The organism is Streptomyces sp. NPDC090499, from assembly GCF_044769305.1.
Taxonomy (GTDB): Bacteria; Actinomycetota; Actinomycetes; order Streptomycetales; family Streptomycetaceae; genus Streptomyces.
This window is the reverse complement of record NZ_JBIVXP010000012.1, coordinates 130,650-146,274: the sequence shown is the minus strand read 5'-3', so window position 1 is coordinate 146,274 and position 15,625 is coordinate 130,650. Positions and strand designations below refer to the sequence as shown.

At 70.7% G+C, this 15,625-nt stretch carries 13 protein-coding genes and 2 tRNA genes; 11 read left to right on the top strand and 4 right to left on the bottom strand.

Annotation, left to right across the window (positions count from 1 at the left end; all coding sequences use genetic code 11):
• The first annotated feature begins 86 nt into the window (after positions 1-86).
• From ACIQVL_RS35540 to ACIQVL_RS35530, 3 genes are read left to right on the top strand one after another with little or no spacing between them, the layout of a single operon-like run.
• Positions 87-1,733: a TerD family protein gene (locus tag ACIQVL_RS35540; protein ID WP_403477376.1), complete on the top strand. Its 1,647-nt coding sequence runs from the start codon at positions 87-89 to the stop codon at positions 1,731-1,733.
• An 11-nt stretch (positions 1,734-1,744) separates the two neighbouring features.
• Positions 1,745-2,425, top strand: coding sequence for an AIM24 family protein (locus ACIQVL_RS35535; RefSeq protein WP_350784597.1), 681 nt, complete (start codon positions 1,745-1,747; stop codon positions 2,423-2,425).
• 17 nt (positions 2,426-2,442) lie between these two features.
• Complete coding sequence (locus ACIQVL_RS35530; protein WP_403439103.1) at positions 2,443-3,198, top strand: AIM24 family protein; 756 nt, start codon at positions 2,443-2,445, stop codon at positions 3,196-3,198.
• 55 nt (positions 3,199-3,253) lie between these two features.
• On the opposite strand, the gene ACIQVL_RS35525 is transcribed toward ACIQVL_RS35530, so the two are convergent.
• The gene (locus ACIQVL_RS35525; RefSeq protein WP_403477375.1) at positions 3,254-3,775 is read right to left on the bottom strand and encodes an NUDIX hydrolase; all 522 of its coding nucleotides are present in this window, start codon (positions 3,773-3,775) and stop codon (positions 3,254-3,256) included.
• Positions 3,772-5,214, bottom strand: coding sequence for a zinc-dependent metalloprotease (locus tag ACIQVL_RS35520; RefSeq protein ID WP_403439100.1), 1,443 nt, complete (start codon positions 5,212-5,214; stop codon positions 3,772-3,774). Before ACIQVL_RS35520 ends, ACIQVL_RS35525 begins: the two co-directional genes overlap by 4 nt.
• A gap of 192 nt (positions 5,215-5,406) precedes the next feature.
• On the opposite strand from ACIQVL_RS35520, the gene ACIQVL_RS35515 reads away from it, so the two are divergent.
• The 4 genes from ACIQVL_RS35515 to ACIQVL_RS35500 all read left to right on the top strand — a co-directional run bounded on the left by ACIQVL_RS35515 (position 5,407) and on the right by ACIQVL_RS35500 (position 8,771).
• Positions 5,407-6,519 (top strand): SDR family oxidoreductase, encoded by a 1,113-nt coding sequence (locus tag ACIQVL_RS35515; protein WP_403477374.1) that lies wholly within the window; start codon positions 5,407-5,409, stop codon positions 6,517-6,519.
• Between the two features lie 321 nt (positions 6,520-6,840).
• Positions 6,841-7,302: a molybdenum cofactor biosynthesis protein MoaE gene (locus tag ACIQVL_RS35510; protein ID WP_403477373.1), complete on the top strand. Its 462-nt coding sequence runs from the start codon at positions 6,841-6,843 to the stop codon at positions 7,300-7,302.
• Between the two features lie 116 nt (positions 7,303-7,418).
• Positions 7,419-7,583, top strand: a complete 165-nt coding sequence (locus tag ACIQVL_RS35505; protein ID WP_177232951.1) for a hypothetical protein — start codon at positions 7,419-7,421, stop codon at positions 7,581-7,583.
• A 90-nt stretch (positions 7,584-7,673) separates the two neighbouring features.
• Positions 7,674-8,771: a PDZ domain-containing protein gene (locus tag ACIQVL_RS35500; protein ID WP_403477372.1), complete on the top strand. Its 1,098-nt coding sequence runs from the start codon at positions 7,674-7,676 to the stop codon at positions 8,769-8,771.
• Positions 8,772-8,864: 93 nt separating this feature from the next.
• On the opposite strand, the gene ACIQVL_RS35495 is transcribed toward ACIQVL_RS35500, so the two are convergent.
• Positions 8,865-9,407: a PPA1309 family protein gene (locus ACIQVL_RS35495; RefSeq protein WP_403439095.1), complete on the bottom strand. Its 543-nt coding sequence runs from the start codon at positions 9,405-9,407 to the stop codon at positions 8,865-8,867.
• Between the two features lie 187 nt (positions 9,408-9,594).
• Here ACIQVL_RS35495 and ACIQVL_RS35490 point away from each other — a divergent pair, with 187 nt between their 5' ends.
• From ACIQVL_RS35490 to ACIQVL_RS35475, 4 genes are all read left to right on the top strand, one after another.
• Positions 9,595-12,564 (top strand): UPF0182 family protein, encoded by a 2,970-nt coding sequence (locus ACIQVL_RS35490; protein WP_403477444.1) that lies wholly within the window; start codon positions 9,595-9,597, stop codon positions 12,562-12,564.
• A gap of 70 nt (positions 12,565-12,634) precedes the next feature.
• A tRNA-Met gene (locus ACIQVL_RS35485) sits at positions 12,635-12,708 on the top strand.
• 270 nt (positions 12,709-12,978) lie between these two features.
• Complete coding sequence (locus ACIQVL_RS35480) at positions 12,979-14,817, top strand: sel1 repeat family protein (RefSeq protein WP_403477371.1); 1,839 nt, start codon at positions 12,979-12,981, stop codon at positions 14,815-14,817.
• A gap of 84 nt (positions 14,818-14,901) precedes the next feature.
• Positions 14,902-14,975 (top strand) — tRNA-Met (locus ACIQVL_RS35475).
• Between the two features lie 135 nt (positions 14,976-15,110).
• Here the strand turns inward: ACIQVL_RS35475 and ACIQVL_RS35470 are convergent.
• Positions 15,111-15,530 carry a Fur family transcriptional regulator gene (locus tag ACIQVL_RS35470; protein WP_403439092.1) on the bottom strand — a complete coding sequence of 140 codons (420 nt, stop codon included), beginning with the start codon at positions 15,528-15,530 and terminating at the stop codon, positions 15,111-15,113.
• Between the last annotated feature and the right edge of the window lie 95 nt (positions 15,531-15,625).

Below are 15,625 nucleotides of genomic sequence, written 5' to 3'. Positions count from 1 at the left end.
GTCTGTACCGACTTCTTCCGATGTCCGAGTTAGCCGTTAGCCTGGCGCGACGCACTCGCATTCGGGATGGGGGACGGTCGTAACGCATGGCCAGGGAATTCCAACGCGGCCACAAGGCCAGGATCAGTGATCTCACGGCCGGTACCGATCTGTACGTAGGTGTGCAGATCTCCGGTCCCGGGCTGACCTTCGACATCAGCTGCTTCGGCCTCGACGCCGACGAACGGCTGTCGGACGACCGCTACTTCGTCTTCTTCAACCAGCCGAAGTCGCCCGAGGAGTCCATCCAGCTGCTGGGTACGCAGGCGGGCGACACGGAATCCTTCCGGGTCACGCTGGACCGGATCCCGCCGCAGATCCAGAAGCTGGCGTTCACGGCGACCCTCGACGGCGCCGGGCAGATGTCGCAGGTCGCGCCCGGATACATCCGGATCGTCGCGGGCGGCGAGGAGGTGGCCCGGTACTCCTTCAACGGCTCGGAGTTCTCCACCGAGCGCGCCGTCATGCTCGGCGACTTCTACCTGAAGGACGTGTGGCGCTTCGCAGCCGTCGGCCAGGGCTTCGACGGTGGCCTGGAGGCGCTGCTGAAGAACTTCGGCGGCGAGGTGCTGGAGGAGGAGGCGCCCGCCGCGCCGGAACCGCAGCAGCCGCAGACCGGGTCCGCGCCCGGCTTCGCGCCGCCGGCGTTCGGCGCTCCCTCCGCGCCCGCGCCGGCTCCCGCGCCCGCCCCGCCAGCCGCGCCCGCCCCCCAGGGCTTCACTCCGCCACCGGCGCCCGGCCCGGCGCCGGCTTCGAACGTGCACCATGCGCCCACCGTCATCGCCCCGTTGACCCCGCAGGCGCCCGGCATGGTGCCGCCCCCGTCCCCGGCGCCCACGCCGTACGGCCAGCCGCCCGCCCCGCCCGGCTACGGTCAGCCCCCGGCGCCCCCGCAGACCCCGGGCCCGCCGCCCGGATACCCGCAGCCGCCCCAGGCCCCGACCCCGCCTCCCGGCTACGGCCAGCAGCCGCCGTTCGGGCAGGTCCCCGGGCAGCAGAGCTACGCGGTCCCGCAGGGCGCTCCCCAGGGCGGTGCCGGTGTCGGTGCCGCGCTCCAGAAGTTCAAGGAGACGCCCACCGGGCAGCGCTGGACGCCGCAGAACAGCAAGCTCATCCGTGTCGACCTCGGGATGGGCGGGCAGCCGGTGCTGGCCCGGCAGGGCAGCATGGTGCTCTACCAGGGCAAGGTCGACTTCAGCTACAAGGGCGCCGGGTTCGCCGGCCGGATCGTGGGCAACGCCACCGGCCAGGAGATGCAGCTGATGCGCTGCACCGGCCACGGCCAGGTGTTCCTCGCCGAGAACTCCGCCAACCTGCACCCGATCGAGCTCCAGGGCGACGCGATCTGCGTCTCCGCCGAGAGCGTCCTCGCCTTCGACGAGAGCCTTCAGTACGAGGTCCGCCGGATCGAGGGGCACGGCATCCCCGGCGGCGCGCTGTTCACGATGCAGTTCCAGGGCACCGGCACCATCGTCGTCAAGACGCACGGCACGCCCGTGGTGCTGCCGGTGACGCCGACGACGTTCGCCGACTGCAACGCGATCGTCGCCTGGTCGGCAGCCTCGCAGGTGATCGTCTCCAGCCAGGTCCGGATGCGGCGCAACGCCTACCCGGGCGACACCGGCGAGAGCGTCAACCTGCAGTTCCGGGGCGCGCCCGGCAACTTCATCGTCGTCCAGCCGTACGAGGTCTGAGGGAGCCCGTCATGAACCAGCCGCTCGCGGGCTACGCCCCCGCACCCGTCACCGCCCGCATGGACAACCATGGCGACCACATGCTGAAGGTCGCCATGCAGACCGGGAACGACCTTCTCGCGCGCGTGGGCTCGATGGTCGCCTACGAGGGCTTCGTCCAGTACGAGCCCAACCCGCCGGCCGTGCGCCAGATCGCCCGGGACTGGGCGACCGGCGAAGGCGCGCCCCTGATGAAGTGCTCCGGCGACGGTCTGCTCTACCTCGCCGACTACGGCGCGAACGTCGTCGTCATCAACCTCAACGGCGACGGCATCTCCGTCAACGCCACCAACCTGCTCGCCTTCGACGCGCATCTGACGTGGGGCGTGGAGCGGGTCAAGGGGCTCGCGAAGTTCGCCGGTCAGGGCCTGTGGAACACCAAGATCTCCGGGCAGGGCTGGGTCGCGCTGACCTCCCGGGGCAAGCCGATCGTCGTCGACTGCGGCGGCGGCGAGGACGAGACGTACGTCGACCCGGACGCCCTGGTCGCCTGGTCCCCGAACCTCAAGGTGAAGGGCAAGCGCAGCTTCAAGGCGCAGTCGCTGATCGGCCGGGGCAGCGGCGAGGCCTACCAGATGGCCTTCTCCGGCCAGGGCATCGTCGTCGTCCAGCCCAGCGAGGACAGCACCGACCGCCTCCGGTTCCGGGGCTGAGGGGGAGTCAGGAAACCATGCAGAGCCCGCTTTTCGCCTTCAACGACTCCCAGGCCCCCGACCGCTACAGCCTGCAGAACAAGCAGATGCTGCGGGTCGTCCTGGAGGGCCACGACGACATCCTCGCCCGCAAGGGCACGATGGTCGCCTACCAGGGGCTCGTCGAGTTCGACGCCGAGTACCAGGGCCACAGCCAGGCACGCGCGCGTGCGTACACCGGCGAGGGCCTGGACCTGATGCGCTGCCACGGGCAGGGCACGGTCTACTTCGCCAACCTCGCCCAGCACATCCACGTCCTGGACGTCGAGCAGGACGGCCTGACCGTGGACAGCAGCTACGTCCTCGCCATGGACTCCTCGCTGCACCACGAGGTCGTCGCCGTCGACAGCCTGTACGGCATCTCCGGGTCCGGGAAGTACCAGCTCAACATCACCGGACGCGGCCAGGTCGCCCTGATGACCTCGGGCGCGCCGCTGCTGATGCAGGTCACGCCCGACAAGTACGTGAACTGCGACGCCGACGCGATCGTCGCCTGGTCCACCGGGCTGCGCGTCCAGATGCAGGCCCAGACGCATTCCTCGGGTGTGTGGCGACGCCGCGGCAGCACCGGGGAGGGCTGGGAGCTGAGCTTCATGGGAAGTGGCTTCGCGTTGGTCCAGCCGAGTGAACTGCTGCCGCCGCAGCACGCCCAGATCGGCCAGGGCGTCGCCGCCCAGTTCGGCATGGGCCAGCAGGGCGCGCGCGGGATGAACCAGGGCAACGTCTGGAGCTGACCGGCAAAAGGTAAGGGGCGCCCGCACTGGCCGGCGCCCCTTACCTGCGTTCGGCTCAGAGCCGTGCGCGGGTCGCCTCCAGCAGCCGGACGACCGAGTCGTCGGCGACCTCCGGCACCTCGTCGTAGGCGAACCAGCGCAGGTCGAGGGACTCGTCGCTGATCGCGTGGGCGGCGCCCCGCGGGGCGAGGGCCGCGTACTGGACGTCGAAGTGCCAGTGGCAGGGCGCCGGGATCGGGTGCCGGTCCAGGCGCACCGGGCCGCCCGGCAGCAGTGTCAGTCCGGGGATGCCGGACTCCTCGGTCGCCTCCCGCAGCGCCGCGGCCGCCAGCGTGGCGTCGCCCGGCTCGCAGTGGCCGCCCATCTGCAGCCACATCCGCAGTTTCCTGTGCAGGGTCAGCAGCACCCGCCCGTCCTCGGGGTCGACGACCAGCGCACTCGCCGTGACATGGCCGGCGTGACAGGCCTTCCACATGCCGTCCTGGTGTGCCGCGAGATGGTCGAGGTAGGCCTGGCGCAGCTCGTCCTGGCCCTCGTACCCCTTGAGAACGAGGACCGCGTCGTCGTACAGGCTCACTCGGTGTCGTCGCCCTTGTCCTGCTCGCCCTCGTCCTGGGCGTCCTTCTTGCGCAGGTCGGGCTTCTGCGCGGCCTCGCCGAGCATCTTGTCCAGCTCGGAGAAGTCCAGCTGCTCGCGGTGCACGAAGCCGTCCGGGTCGTCCAGGTCGGACGCCGTCGGCAGCATGTCCGGGTGCGCCCACAGGGCGTCCCGGCCGTCGACACCGCGCGCGTCGGTGAGCGAGGCCCACAGGCGGGAGGCGTCGCGCAGCCGGCGCGGGCGCAGCTCCAGGCCGATCAGGGTGGCGAAGGTCTGCTCCGCGGGGCCGCCCGTGGCACGGCGGCGGCGCAGGGTCTCGCGCAGCGCGTCGGCGGACGACAGACGCGGCTTCGCGGCCGCGTGGACCACCGCGTCGACCCAGCCCTCGACGAGGGCCAGAGCCGTCTCCAGACGGGCCAGGGCGGCCTTCTGCTCGGGGGTGTCCTCCGGCTGGAACATGCCCTGCTGGAGCGCGTCCTGGAGCTGCTCGGGGTTCTGCGGGTCGAACTGGCCGACCACGTCCTCCAGCTTGGCGGTGTCGACCTTGATGCCGCGCGCGTACCCGTCGACTGCGCCGAACAGGTGCGAGCGCAGCCACGGCACGTGCGCGAACAGGCGCTGGTGGGCCGCCTCGCGCAGCGCGAGGTACAGCCGCACCTCCTCCTTGGGCACACCGAGGTCCTTGCCGAACGCCTCGATGTTCCCCGGGAGCAGCGCGGCCTTGCCGGCCGGGGTGAGCGGCAGGCCGATGTCGGTCGAACCGACGACCTCGCCCGCGAGTACGCCCACGGCCTGCCCGATCTGGGTGCCGAACATGGCGCCGCCCATCGAGCGCATCATCCCGATCAGCGGGCCCGCCATGGCCTGCATCTCCTCCGGCAGGACGTCGCCCATCGCGGCGCCGACCCGCTCGGCGACCGGGTCGACCAGCTCCTGCCAGGCGGGCAGCGTCGCCTCGACCCACTCCGCGCGCGACCACGCCACGGCCGAACCGGAACCCGACGGCAGCGACGTCGCGTCGTCCAGCCACAGGTCGGCCAGCCGGACGGCCTCCTGGACCGCGGTGCGCTCGGCGGGACCGACGCTCGCGTCCTTGACGCCGTCCGAGGTGCCCTGGGAGACCGTCTGGCGGGCGATCTGCTTGGCCATGTCCCAGTTCACCGGGCCGCCCTCGTACGAGAGCATCTGGCCCAGCTGCTGGAAGGCCGCGCCCAGGTCGGTGGGGTTCAGCGAACCGAACATGGCAGCGAACGGATTGTCGGCGCCGGGGCCGCCGAAGCCGCCGGCTCCGGGTGTGCCGAAACCGAACGGGTTGGCCGGTCCCTGCCCACCACCGCTCTGCTGGTCCCTCTTCTTGCCCTCGTCGCCGTCTTCCGGCTCCTCCGGCGGAAGGCCGAAACCGAATGGGGTGTCACTCACGGGAATCCTCGGCTGGTAAGGCCACCGGTTCTCTCCGGCGGCGCGGCTGCCCGACAACACCACCCAGCGTAGACACCCCGACCCGATCGGGCCTCGGTGCTTCGCCGACAGTCGGCCTGCGGCAGGATGGATGCCACCTGGTACGTACGCGTCACTCACGCTCGTACTGAAGACAACCGCTGGAGACGCCCGGTGAGTTCCCCAGATCCACAGGTTCGCGCAGCGCGAAACCACGCAACCCCTCCCGCAGTGCGCGGGCCCGTAGTCGCCGTCACCGGCGCCGCGACCGGGGTCGGCGCGCTGCTCACCGAGCGGCTGGCCGCGTCCGGGGAGATCAGGCAGGTCATCGCCATCGACGAGCGGCGCGGGGAGTGCGCGGACGCCCAGTGGCACATCCTCGACGTACGGGATCCGGCCATCGCGGACAAGCTGCGCGGGGCCGACGTGGTGGTGCACCTCGCGCTCGACCTGGACCTGGAGACCGACCCGGCCGCTCGTACGGCCTACAACGTGCGCGGGACGCAGACCGTGCTGACCGCGGCGGCCGCGGCCGGGGTGCACCGCGTGGTGCTGTGCACCTCCGCGATGGTGTACGGCGCGCTGCCGGACAACGAGCTGCCGCTGTCGGAGGACGCGGAGCTGCGTGCCACGGCCGAGGCCACCGGGGTGGGCGACCTGCTGGAGATCGAGCGGCTCGCGCGCCGGGCGCCCCGCGCGCATCCGGGGCTCAACGTCACCGTCGTGCGCCCCGCGGTGCTGGTCGGGGGCACCGACACCGCTCTGACCCGGTACTTCGAGTCGCCCCGCCTGCTCGTCGTCGCGGGGTCGCGGCCCGCGTGGCAGTTCTGCCACGTCGAGGACCTGTGCAGTGCGCTGGAGTACGCCGTCCTGGAGAAGGTCGAAGGGGAACTCGCCGTCGGGTGCGACGGGTGGCTGGAGCAGGAGGAGGTCGAGGAGCTCAGCGGGACCAGGCGGATGGAGCTGCCGTCGGCGGTGGCGCTGGGGGCGGCGGCCCGGCTGCACCGGATCGGTCTCACGCCGTCGCCGGCCGGGGACCTCGCGTACACGATGTATCCGTGGGTGGTGAGCGGGAGCCGGCTGCACGACGCCGGGTGGCGGCCGGGGTGGACGAACGAGGAGGTGCTGGCCGAGTTGCTGGAGGAGGTGGCCGGGCGGCACACGGTGGTGGGGCGGCGGCTGGGGCGGAAGGACGCGACGGCGGCGGGGGCGGCGGGAGCGACGGTCGCGTTGCTGGGGGCGGCGGCTGTGGTGCGGCGGGCGCGGAAGGCTCGGCGGCGGATCTGAGGGCGGGCGTGGGTTTTCTCGCCCCCGCCGCCCCTACCCGTCCCGTCCTTCCAGGGGGTGGGCCCCCTCTGACCGCCCGGTTCGGGGGCTGCCGCCCCCGGACCCCCGCTTCGGCCTTCGGCCTCGTCCTCAAACGCCGGACGGGCTGGTGGGAGTGCGGACCGGCTTTCGTCCTCAAGCGCCGGACGGGCTGGAGGGGATGCGGAGGGCTGTCGAAAGCAGTGTGCGGGGCAGGGCTGTAGAAGTCTCCAAAGCCGCACGCGCGTGTGCCTGGTGTTGGTCGTATTCCGTGTGGTCGTGGGCTTGCGGCACGATGGGGGTATGACTGGTGTGAGTGATCATCCTGGGGAGCGCGGTGCCGACGATCCCGTGAAGCTGATCGGGATTCGGGAGAGTGCGCTCTCCGTGGACGAGGTCTTCGCGGCCGTGGGGGACCACGCGGCCGGTGGGATCGCGCTGTTCGTCGGGACGGTGCGGAACCATGACGGGGGCGCCGACGTGGACGCGCTCGGGTATTCGTGTCACCCCAGTGCCGAGGACGAGATGCGGCGGATCGCCGAGAAGGTCGTCGCCGAGTACCCGGTGCGGGCGCTGGCCGCCGTGCATCGGGTGGGGGACCTGCGGGTGGGTGATCTCGCCGTGGTCGTCGGTGTGTCGTGTCCGCATCGGGGGGACGCCTTCGAAGCTTGTCGAAAGCTGATCGACGACCTCAAGCACGAGGTGCCCATCTGGAAGCACCAGAAGTTCTCGGATGGGACGGAGGAATGGGTCGGGGCCTGCTGAAGGGCTCTGTCCGGCCTCCGCTTGCGTAACCGTACCCCTCGCGTGAGCGTTGTCAGTGCTGGTGATTAATCTGCTGATCAGTCGGTCGCGGACGCTCATGGGGTTGGGAGGTCGGCATGGCGGCGCTCGTCTGGTTGCTGATTCCGCTGGTGGCGGCGGTCGGTGCCGGTGTGTGGGGCAGCTGGGCCAACCGGACCAGGAGGGCGCGCAGCGACGGGCCGGAGCTCGACGGGTACGCGCGGTTCCGCGAGGCCATGGAGAAGTCCCGCTCCGGCGGCTGAGAGTGGCTGAGCGTGGCCGAGGGCGGCCGGGACGCGTGTGACGGGTGGCCCTGACGGTGCGCTGACAGACCCGTCCCGTACTGTCTTCGCATGCCACGCCGCACCGCGACGATGCTCGCCTCCACTCTGATGCTGATCGCGCTCCTGTGCGCCGGAGTGCTCATCAACGTGCCGTACTCGGAGATGTCTCCCGGCCCGACCGTGAACACGCTCGGGGACCACGACGGCGAGCCGGTGCTGCAGATCTCCGGCCACAAGACCTACGCGACCTCCGGGCATCTGAACATGACCACGGTGCGGGTCACCAGCGCCGACTACAAGATGAACCTCGTCGAGGCCGTCTACGGGTGGCTCTCGCACGACAACAAGGTCGTGCCGCACGACACGCTCTACCCGGACGGCAAGACGGAGCAGCAGTCCACCCAGGAGAACGCCGAGGAATTCAGCGAGTCCCAGGAGAGCGCCAAGGTCGCCGCGCTCAAGGAGCTGGGCGTCCCGGTGAAGTCCTGGGTGATCGTCTCCACGGTCCTCAAGGGCTCGCCGGCCGAGGGCAAGCTGCACGCCGGTGACGTGATCAAGGCCGTCGACGGCACCGTGGTCAAGCAGCCGGCCGACGTCGCCACCCTGGTGACCAAGCACAAGCCCGGCCAGGACGTGGTCTTCACCGTCGTGCCGGTCAAGGCGCAGGCCGCCGCCGAGAAGGCGAACAAGACGGCCACCGAGACCGAGAAGGTCACGGTCACCACGACCACCTCCGACGACACCGGCGCGAAGCGCGCCATCGTCGGGATCTCCGCCGGGACCGATCACACGTTCCCGTTCTCCGTCGACATCAAGCTCGCCGACGTCGGCGGACCCAGCGCGGGGCTGATGTTCTCGCTCGGGATCTACGACAAGCTCACCCCGGGCAGCCTCACCGGCGGAAAGTTCGTCGCCGGCACCGGCACGATCGACGACGACGGCACGGTCGGCCCGATCGGCGGCATCTCGATGAAGACCATCGGCGCGCGCAGCAAGGGCGCCCAGTACTTCCTGACCCCGGCCGACAACTGCGCCGAGGCCGCCAAGGACACCCCGAGCGGGCTCACCCTCGTCAAGGTGAAGACCATCGGCGACGCCCTCGGTGCCCTCAAGGACATCCGCAGCGGCGACACCGGCGCCCTGCCCAAGTGCACCGCCAAGGGCTGAGCCGGGCTGCACAAGCCGTACACGCAGCCGTACGCGCAGCCGGGGGCGCCCTTCCTGACGAGGGGCGTCCCCGGCTGCCGTCCGGCGGCCGGCTCAGTCCTCGAAGGTCGCCCGCAGCGCGTCCGCCAGACCCGGAACCAGGTCGGGACCGGTGAGCACCTCCGTCGGCGAGTCCTTCTCGCGCAGCCGTACCGCCGAGTCGCGGCCGCCGTCGCGCAGCACCGCGACCGTCATCCGGACCTCCTGGCGCTCGGGGTGGCTCGCCACCCACTTGGCCAGCTTCGCCTCGCTCAGCCCCTCGGGGACCTGGGACTCGGCGGACGGCGGCAGCATCAGCCGCTCCACCGTGAGCGCGCAGCCGACCACCGCGTCCGGCCAGGCGATGGTGCCGAGGAACTCGTCCAGCGCCTTGTCCGTTGGCACTTCGTCCTGCTCGATCGGGGTGAGGCCGGTGGTCGCGGACTCGTCCTCCAGACCGAGCTGGGCGGCGAGGGCCGGTTCCTGGGTGCGCAGTCGCGCGGTGTCGACGAGGGCGAAGAGACGAGCGGGCTGGTCCCAGCCGAGGCCGGAGGCGTACTCGTCGATCTCTAGGACGGCCCGGGTGAGCGGGTTCGCCGCCATGGGAGTGTTGGACATGGTCACAATCCTGCCTCGTTCATGGCCGGAATCGGGAACCGAGTAAGCCCTGAGTAAGTTGCATAGGTGTGGCCCCGCGATCACGGGGGGACACGTCCGGCCCGCGAACAAGAGGGCCTGACGCAACAACAACCGATCAACAGCGGATCAAACAGCGAACTTCGAGGTGCGCACCTTGGCTTTCCAGATGCCGGACCGCGGCGGAGGCCCGACGGGGCCACGGATCAGAGCGACCGGACGTCCGTCCCGGCGGGTGCGGAGCCTGCTCCTGACACTGGGCGTCCTTGCCGCGCTGGGCATGGCGTTCACCATGTTCGCGGGCTTCTGGACGGACTGGCTCTGGTACCGGTCGGTGCACTACTCCTCGGTGTTCACCACCACCCTGTGGACCAAGATCGGGCTGTTCTCCGTCTTCGGTCTGCTGATGGCGGCGGCGGTGGGCTTCAACATCTGGCTGGCGCACCGGCTGCGTCCCCCGCTGAGCGCCATGTCCATGGAGCAGCAGAGCCTCGACCGCTACCGGATGGGCATCGCGCCGTACAAGAAGTGGCTGCTGCTCGCGGTCACCGCGCTGGTCGGGCTGATCGCCGGCGCGTCCGCGGCCGGCCAGTGGCGTACCTGGCTGATGTGGGTCAACGGCGTGCCCTTCCACCAGAAGGACCCGCAGTTCCACCTCGACGTCTCCTTCTACGCCTTCGACCTGCCCTGGTACCGCTTCCTGCTGGGCTTCGGCTTCGCCACCGCGATCCTCTCCCTGATCGCCGCCGCGCTCACGCACTACCTCTACGGCGGGCTGCGCGTCACCAGCCCCGGCGCGCGCGCCACCGGTGCCGCGACCGGCCACCTGTCCGTGCTGCTCGGCCTCTTCGTCGCTCTCAAGGCGGTCGCCTACTGGCTCGACCGCTACGGACTGGCCGTCAAGTCCAGCGACTTCAAGGCCACCGGCAACTGGACGGGCCTGAGATACGTCGACGCGAACGCCTATCTGCCCGCCAAGACGATCCTGTTCTGCATCGCCGTCATCTGCGCGCTGCTGTTCTTCGCCACCCTGTGGCGGCGCACCTGGCAACTGCCCGTCATCGGCTTCGGCCTGATGGTCCTCTCGGCGATCCTCATCGGCGGCCTCTACCCGGCGATCGTCCAGAAGTTCCAGGTCCAGCCCAACGAGCAGGCCAAGGAAGCCCCGTACGTCCAGAAGAACCTCAAGGCGACCCGCGAGGCGTACGGCATCGACGACACCAAGGTCACCGAGTACAAGGGCACGAGCACGACCACGGACAAGACCAAGCTCCGGGACGACGTCGACGCCACGGCGAGCATCCGGATCATGGACCCGAACATCGTCTCGCCCACGTTCCAGCAGCTCCAGCAGATGCGGAACTACTACGCGTTCCCGACCAACCTGGACGTGGACCGGTACACCAAGGACGGCAAGATCCAGGACACCGTCATCGGGCTGCGTGAGCTGAACCTGGCCGGCATCCCGAAGAACAACTGGATCAACGACCACTTCCGCTACACCCACGGCTACGGCGTGGTCGCCGCCAAGGGCACCGAGGCCGACAACCAGGGCCAGCCCGTCTTCACCGAGTCCGACCTGCCGTCCACGGGCGACCTGGGCACGTACCAGCAGCGCGTCTACTACGGCGAGAAGACCAACACGTACTCGATCGTCGGCGGTCCCCAGAAGGAGATCGACTACTCCGACGACGACGGTGAGAAGCTCACCAGCTACGCGGGCAAGAGCGGGGTCAGTCTCTCCAGCCCGATCAACCGTGCCGCGTACGCGGTGGCGTTCAACGAGCCGCAGATCCTGTACTCGGGCGCGATCGGCAAGGGCTCGCGGATCCTCTACAACCGCACGCCCAAGGAGCGCGTCGAGGCGGTCGCCCCCTGGCTGACCATCGACGGCGACGCGTACCCGGCGATCGTGGACCACCGCATCCAATGGATCGTCGACGCCTACACGACGTCGAACGGCTATCCCTACGCCTCCCGTACGACCCTCGGCGACACCACCGCCGACTCGCTGACCGCGACCAACAACTCGCGCGCGGTGGTGGCCCAGCAGAACCAGGTCAACTACATCCGCAACTCGGTGAAGGCGACCGTCGACGCGTACACCGGCGAGGTCAAGCTCTACCAGTGGGACACCGAGGACCCGGTGCTGAAGACCTGGATGAAGGCCTTCCCGGGCACGGTGCAGCCCAAGAGCGCCATCTCGCAGGACCTGATGGACCATCTCCGGTACCCGCAGGACCTGTTCAAGGTGCAGCGCGAACTGCTCACCCGCTACCACGTGACGGACGCCCAGACGTTCCTGACCGGCAGCGAGGTGTGGCAGGTGCCCGACGACCCGACCAACAAGTCGGGCGACGCGGTGCCGCCGTACTACCTGAGCATGAAGATGCCGGACCAGAGCGCGCAGACGTTCTCGCTGTCGACGACCTTCACGCCCAACGGCCGGGACAACCTCAGCGCGTTCATGTCGGTCGACTCCGAGGCCGGTTCGAAGGACTACGGCAAGATCAGAATCCTGAAACTGCCGACCAGTACGACCGTCGACGGACCCAAACAGGTCCAGAGCAAGTTCAACTCCGAACAGGAGATCGCCGCCGCCATCAAACTCCTCAAGGGCGGCGACTCCGAGGTCGAGTACGGCAATCTGCTGACCGTGCCACTGGACGGCGGCCTGCTGTACGCGGAGCCGGTCTACGTCCGCGGTGCCGGGGTCAAGTACCCACTGCTGCGCAAGGTGTTGGTCACCTACGAGGGCAAGACCGTCTTCGAGAACACCCTCGACGAGGCGCTCAACAAGGTGTTCGGCACGGACGGTTCCGATACGGGGTCCTCGGACACCGGGACGACCTCGCCGCCGACGTCGTCCGGCAACCCCACGGTCCAGGCCGCGCTGGACGACGCCCAGAAGGCCTTCGCGGCGGGCCAGGAGGCCCTGAAGAAGGGCGACTGGACGGCGTACGGCAAGGCGCAGGACGAGCTGCAGGGCGCGCTGAAGCGGGCCGAGGAGGCGCAGTCGAAGGCCGACAAGGCCGGTGGCGGTGCGACGGCGAGCAGCAGCCCGAGTCCGGGCGCAAGCGCGAGTCCGAGCGCCGGCAGCAGCCCGAGTCCCAGCGGGAGTTCCAGCCCGAGCGGATGATCCCGGGCGGGGGTGGCCCCGGGCTGGTGATCAAGCCCGCCCGCGCCGTGGTACGGTTTCACCACAACGGCGCGGGGTGGAGCAGCTCGGTAGCTCGCTGGGCTCATAACCCAGAGGTCGCAGGTTCAAATCCTGTCCCCGCTACTCAAGTCGAAGGCCCGGATCCTCTTGGGATCCGGGCCTTCGTGCGTGCGCGCGGCCGGCCGCCGGACCGCCCGCGGTGCCCGGCCGTACGGCGTCCGGTGTCCGGACGGGCGGCGAACGCATGTACCGACGTCCCGGGTCGCCGCGCCGCTGTGGGGAGTTGAGGGAGATGTGTTTGACTTGTCGTTCTGTGGGCATGTCGACAAAACGCTGAAGTGACCTCACGGTCTGCGGTATACGTGGTGTACCCAGGTTGCAGGTGGTGCGACGATGAACGTTATGGGGGACAAGGCAACTCTGTTCGAGACAGGGCGATTTGTGCAGTCTTCGGGCGAGGAGCCGACCCGCGACGAGGCCGCCGAGGCCGCTGAAGAGGCACGTCACCGGCTCCAGGCCGAGGCCGGTGACGTCGAGTCGATGAGTGTGCTCGGCGCCATGCTGCTGCGCCGTGGCGACCTCGACGGAGCCGAGCCGCGGCTGCGCGCGGCCACCGCCGCCGGAGACCGGGCCGCCGCCAACAACCTCGGTGTCCTGCTGCATCAGCGCGGCTACCCGGAGGAGGCCGCCGGCTGGTGGCGGATCGCGGCCGTCGCCGGATCCGCGGCCGCCGCCCACGCGCTGGGCCGCCACCACCGCGAACGCGGCGACGAACCCGCCGCCGAGTACTGGCTGCGCCAGTCCGCCGAACAGGGCCACGCGCTCGGCGCCTACGCGCTGGCCGACCTGCTGGAGCACCGGGGGGACACGGACGCCGGCCAGTGGATGCGGGCCGCCGCGGAGCGGGGGCACCGGGAGGCGGCCTACCGGCTGGCGCGCGCGCTCGACCGCAGGGCGGCCGCGGGCGAGGACGGGACCGGGGCCGGCGACGGTCCCGGCGCGGACGCCGCCGCGACCGCAGAGGCAGCCGAGGCCGAGCAGTGGTACCGGCAGGCCGCCGCCCGCGGCCACCGGCGGGCCGCGCTGCACCTCGGCGCGATCCTGGAGAGGCGCGGCGCGCTCAAGGAGGCCGGTCGCTGGTACCTGACCTCCGCCAAGGACGGCGAGGCCAGGGCCGCCTGTGCGCTCGGCTTCCTGCTGCGCGACGCCGGGGACACCGAGAGCGCCGCCGTGTGGTGGCTGCGGGCCGCCCAGGACGGCGACGGCAACGCGGCGAACGCGCTCGGCGCGCTGCACGCCGAGCGCGGCGAGACGCAGACCGCCGAGCGCTGGTACCGGGCGGCGATGGACGCCGGCGACGACAACGGGGCGTACAACCTCGCCCTGCTCTGCGCCGAACAGGGGCGGACCGCGCAGGCCGAGCAGTGGTACCGGCGGGCCGCGTACGCCGGGCACCGCGAGGCCGCCAACGCGCTCGCCGTCCTGCTGCTCCAGGTCGGCGACACGAGCGGCGCCGAGCCGTGGTTCTCCAAGGCCGCGGAGGCGGGGAGCGTGGACGCCGCCTTCAATCTCGGGATCCTCTACGCCGGGCGCGGCGAGGACCGGGTCGCGTTGCACTGCTACGAGCGGGCGGCCGCCGCCGGGCACACGGAGGCGGCCCTGCAGGTCGGCATCGCCCGGCTCCGCGAGGGCGACGAGGCGGCCGCCGAGCGCCATCTGCGGTGCGCGGCGGGCGGCGGCAGCGCCGAGGCCGCCTACCGGCTCGCCGCCGTCCTCGACGCACGCCGGCCGGCGGTGTCCGAGCACGAGCTCGGGGAGTCGTCCCTGAACGTGAAGACCGAGTGCGAGGAGTGGTACGAGCGGGCCGCCACACAGGGGCACCGGCGGGCCCAGGTGCGGGTCGGGATGCTGGCCGCCGCGCGCGGGGACGTGGTGGAGGCGGCGCGCTGGTACCGGACGGCGGCCGAGGCCGGGTCGCGCAACGGCGCGTTCAACCTCGGGCTGCTGCTGGCCCGGGAGGGCAGCGAGCCGGAGGCGGCCGTGTGGTGGGAGCGGGCCGCCGACGCGGGGCACGGACGGGCGGCGTTGCGGCTCGCCCTGGTCTACGCGCGTCGTGGCGAGCTCGCGGTCGGGCAGCAGTGGGCCGACCGGGCGGTGGCGCTGGGTCCGGCGGAGGTGACCGAGCGGGCGGGGCGGCTCCGGGACGCCCTGCGGGAGGAGCTGTCGGCGTAGGCAGGTCGCTCCCGCAGGTCAGGCGGGGTCACGGGTATTGATTTGCTTCTGGCCGTGTCCCTCACGTAGTGTTCTGTTCATCGACGCGGGGTGGAGCAGCTCGGTAGCTCGCTGGGCTCATAACCCAGAGGTCGCAGGTTCAAATCCTGTCCCCGCTACTGAAGGCCGAGGGCCGGAGTCCGGAAACGGATTCCGGCCCTCGGTGTTTGCCGGACCGCTGTTTGCCGGGCCGGAGCGCGACGAAGGCCCCGGCGCTCGTCATGAGCACCGGGGCCTTCGGGGGCGTTCGTCCGTCAGACGGCCGTCGCGCAGTCCGGGCACAGGCCGCGGTACGTCACCTCGACGTCGGAGACCGTGAAGCCGAACCGCTCCGAGGCGGGAAGGTCGGCCATCGGGTTGCCGGTCGGGTGGACGTCGCGGATCGAGCCGCAGCGGGCGCAGACCAGGTGGTGGTGCGGCCGGTGCGCGTTCGGGTCGTACCGCTTGGCGCGCTTGTCCGTGGAGACCTCGATGACCTCGCCGAGCGAGACCAGCTCACCCAGCGTGTTGTAGACGGTCGCCCGGGAGATCTCGGGGAGCTTGGTCACGGCCCTGGCGTGGACCTCGTCGGCCGTCAGATGGACGTGCTCGCCGTCGAGTACCTCGGCCACGACGCGTCGCTGCGCGGTCATCCGCCATCCGCGTCCACGCAGCCGTTCCAGAAGGTCACTCATGGCATTCAGCCTAACAGCAGGGCCTCCTTTTTCCGAACAGGTGTGACTTTGGAACCTTACTTGACTTGGACTCAGTCCAATGTAGGATCGATTTC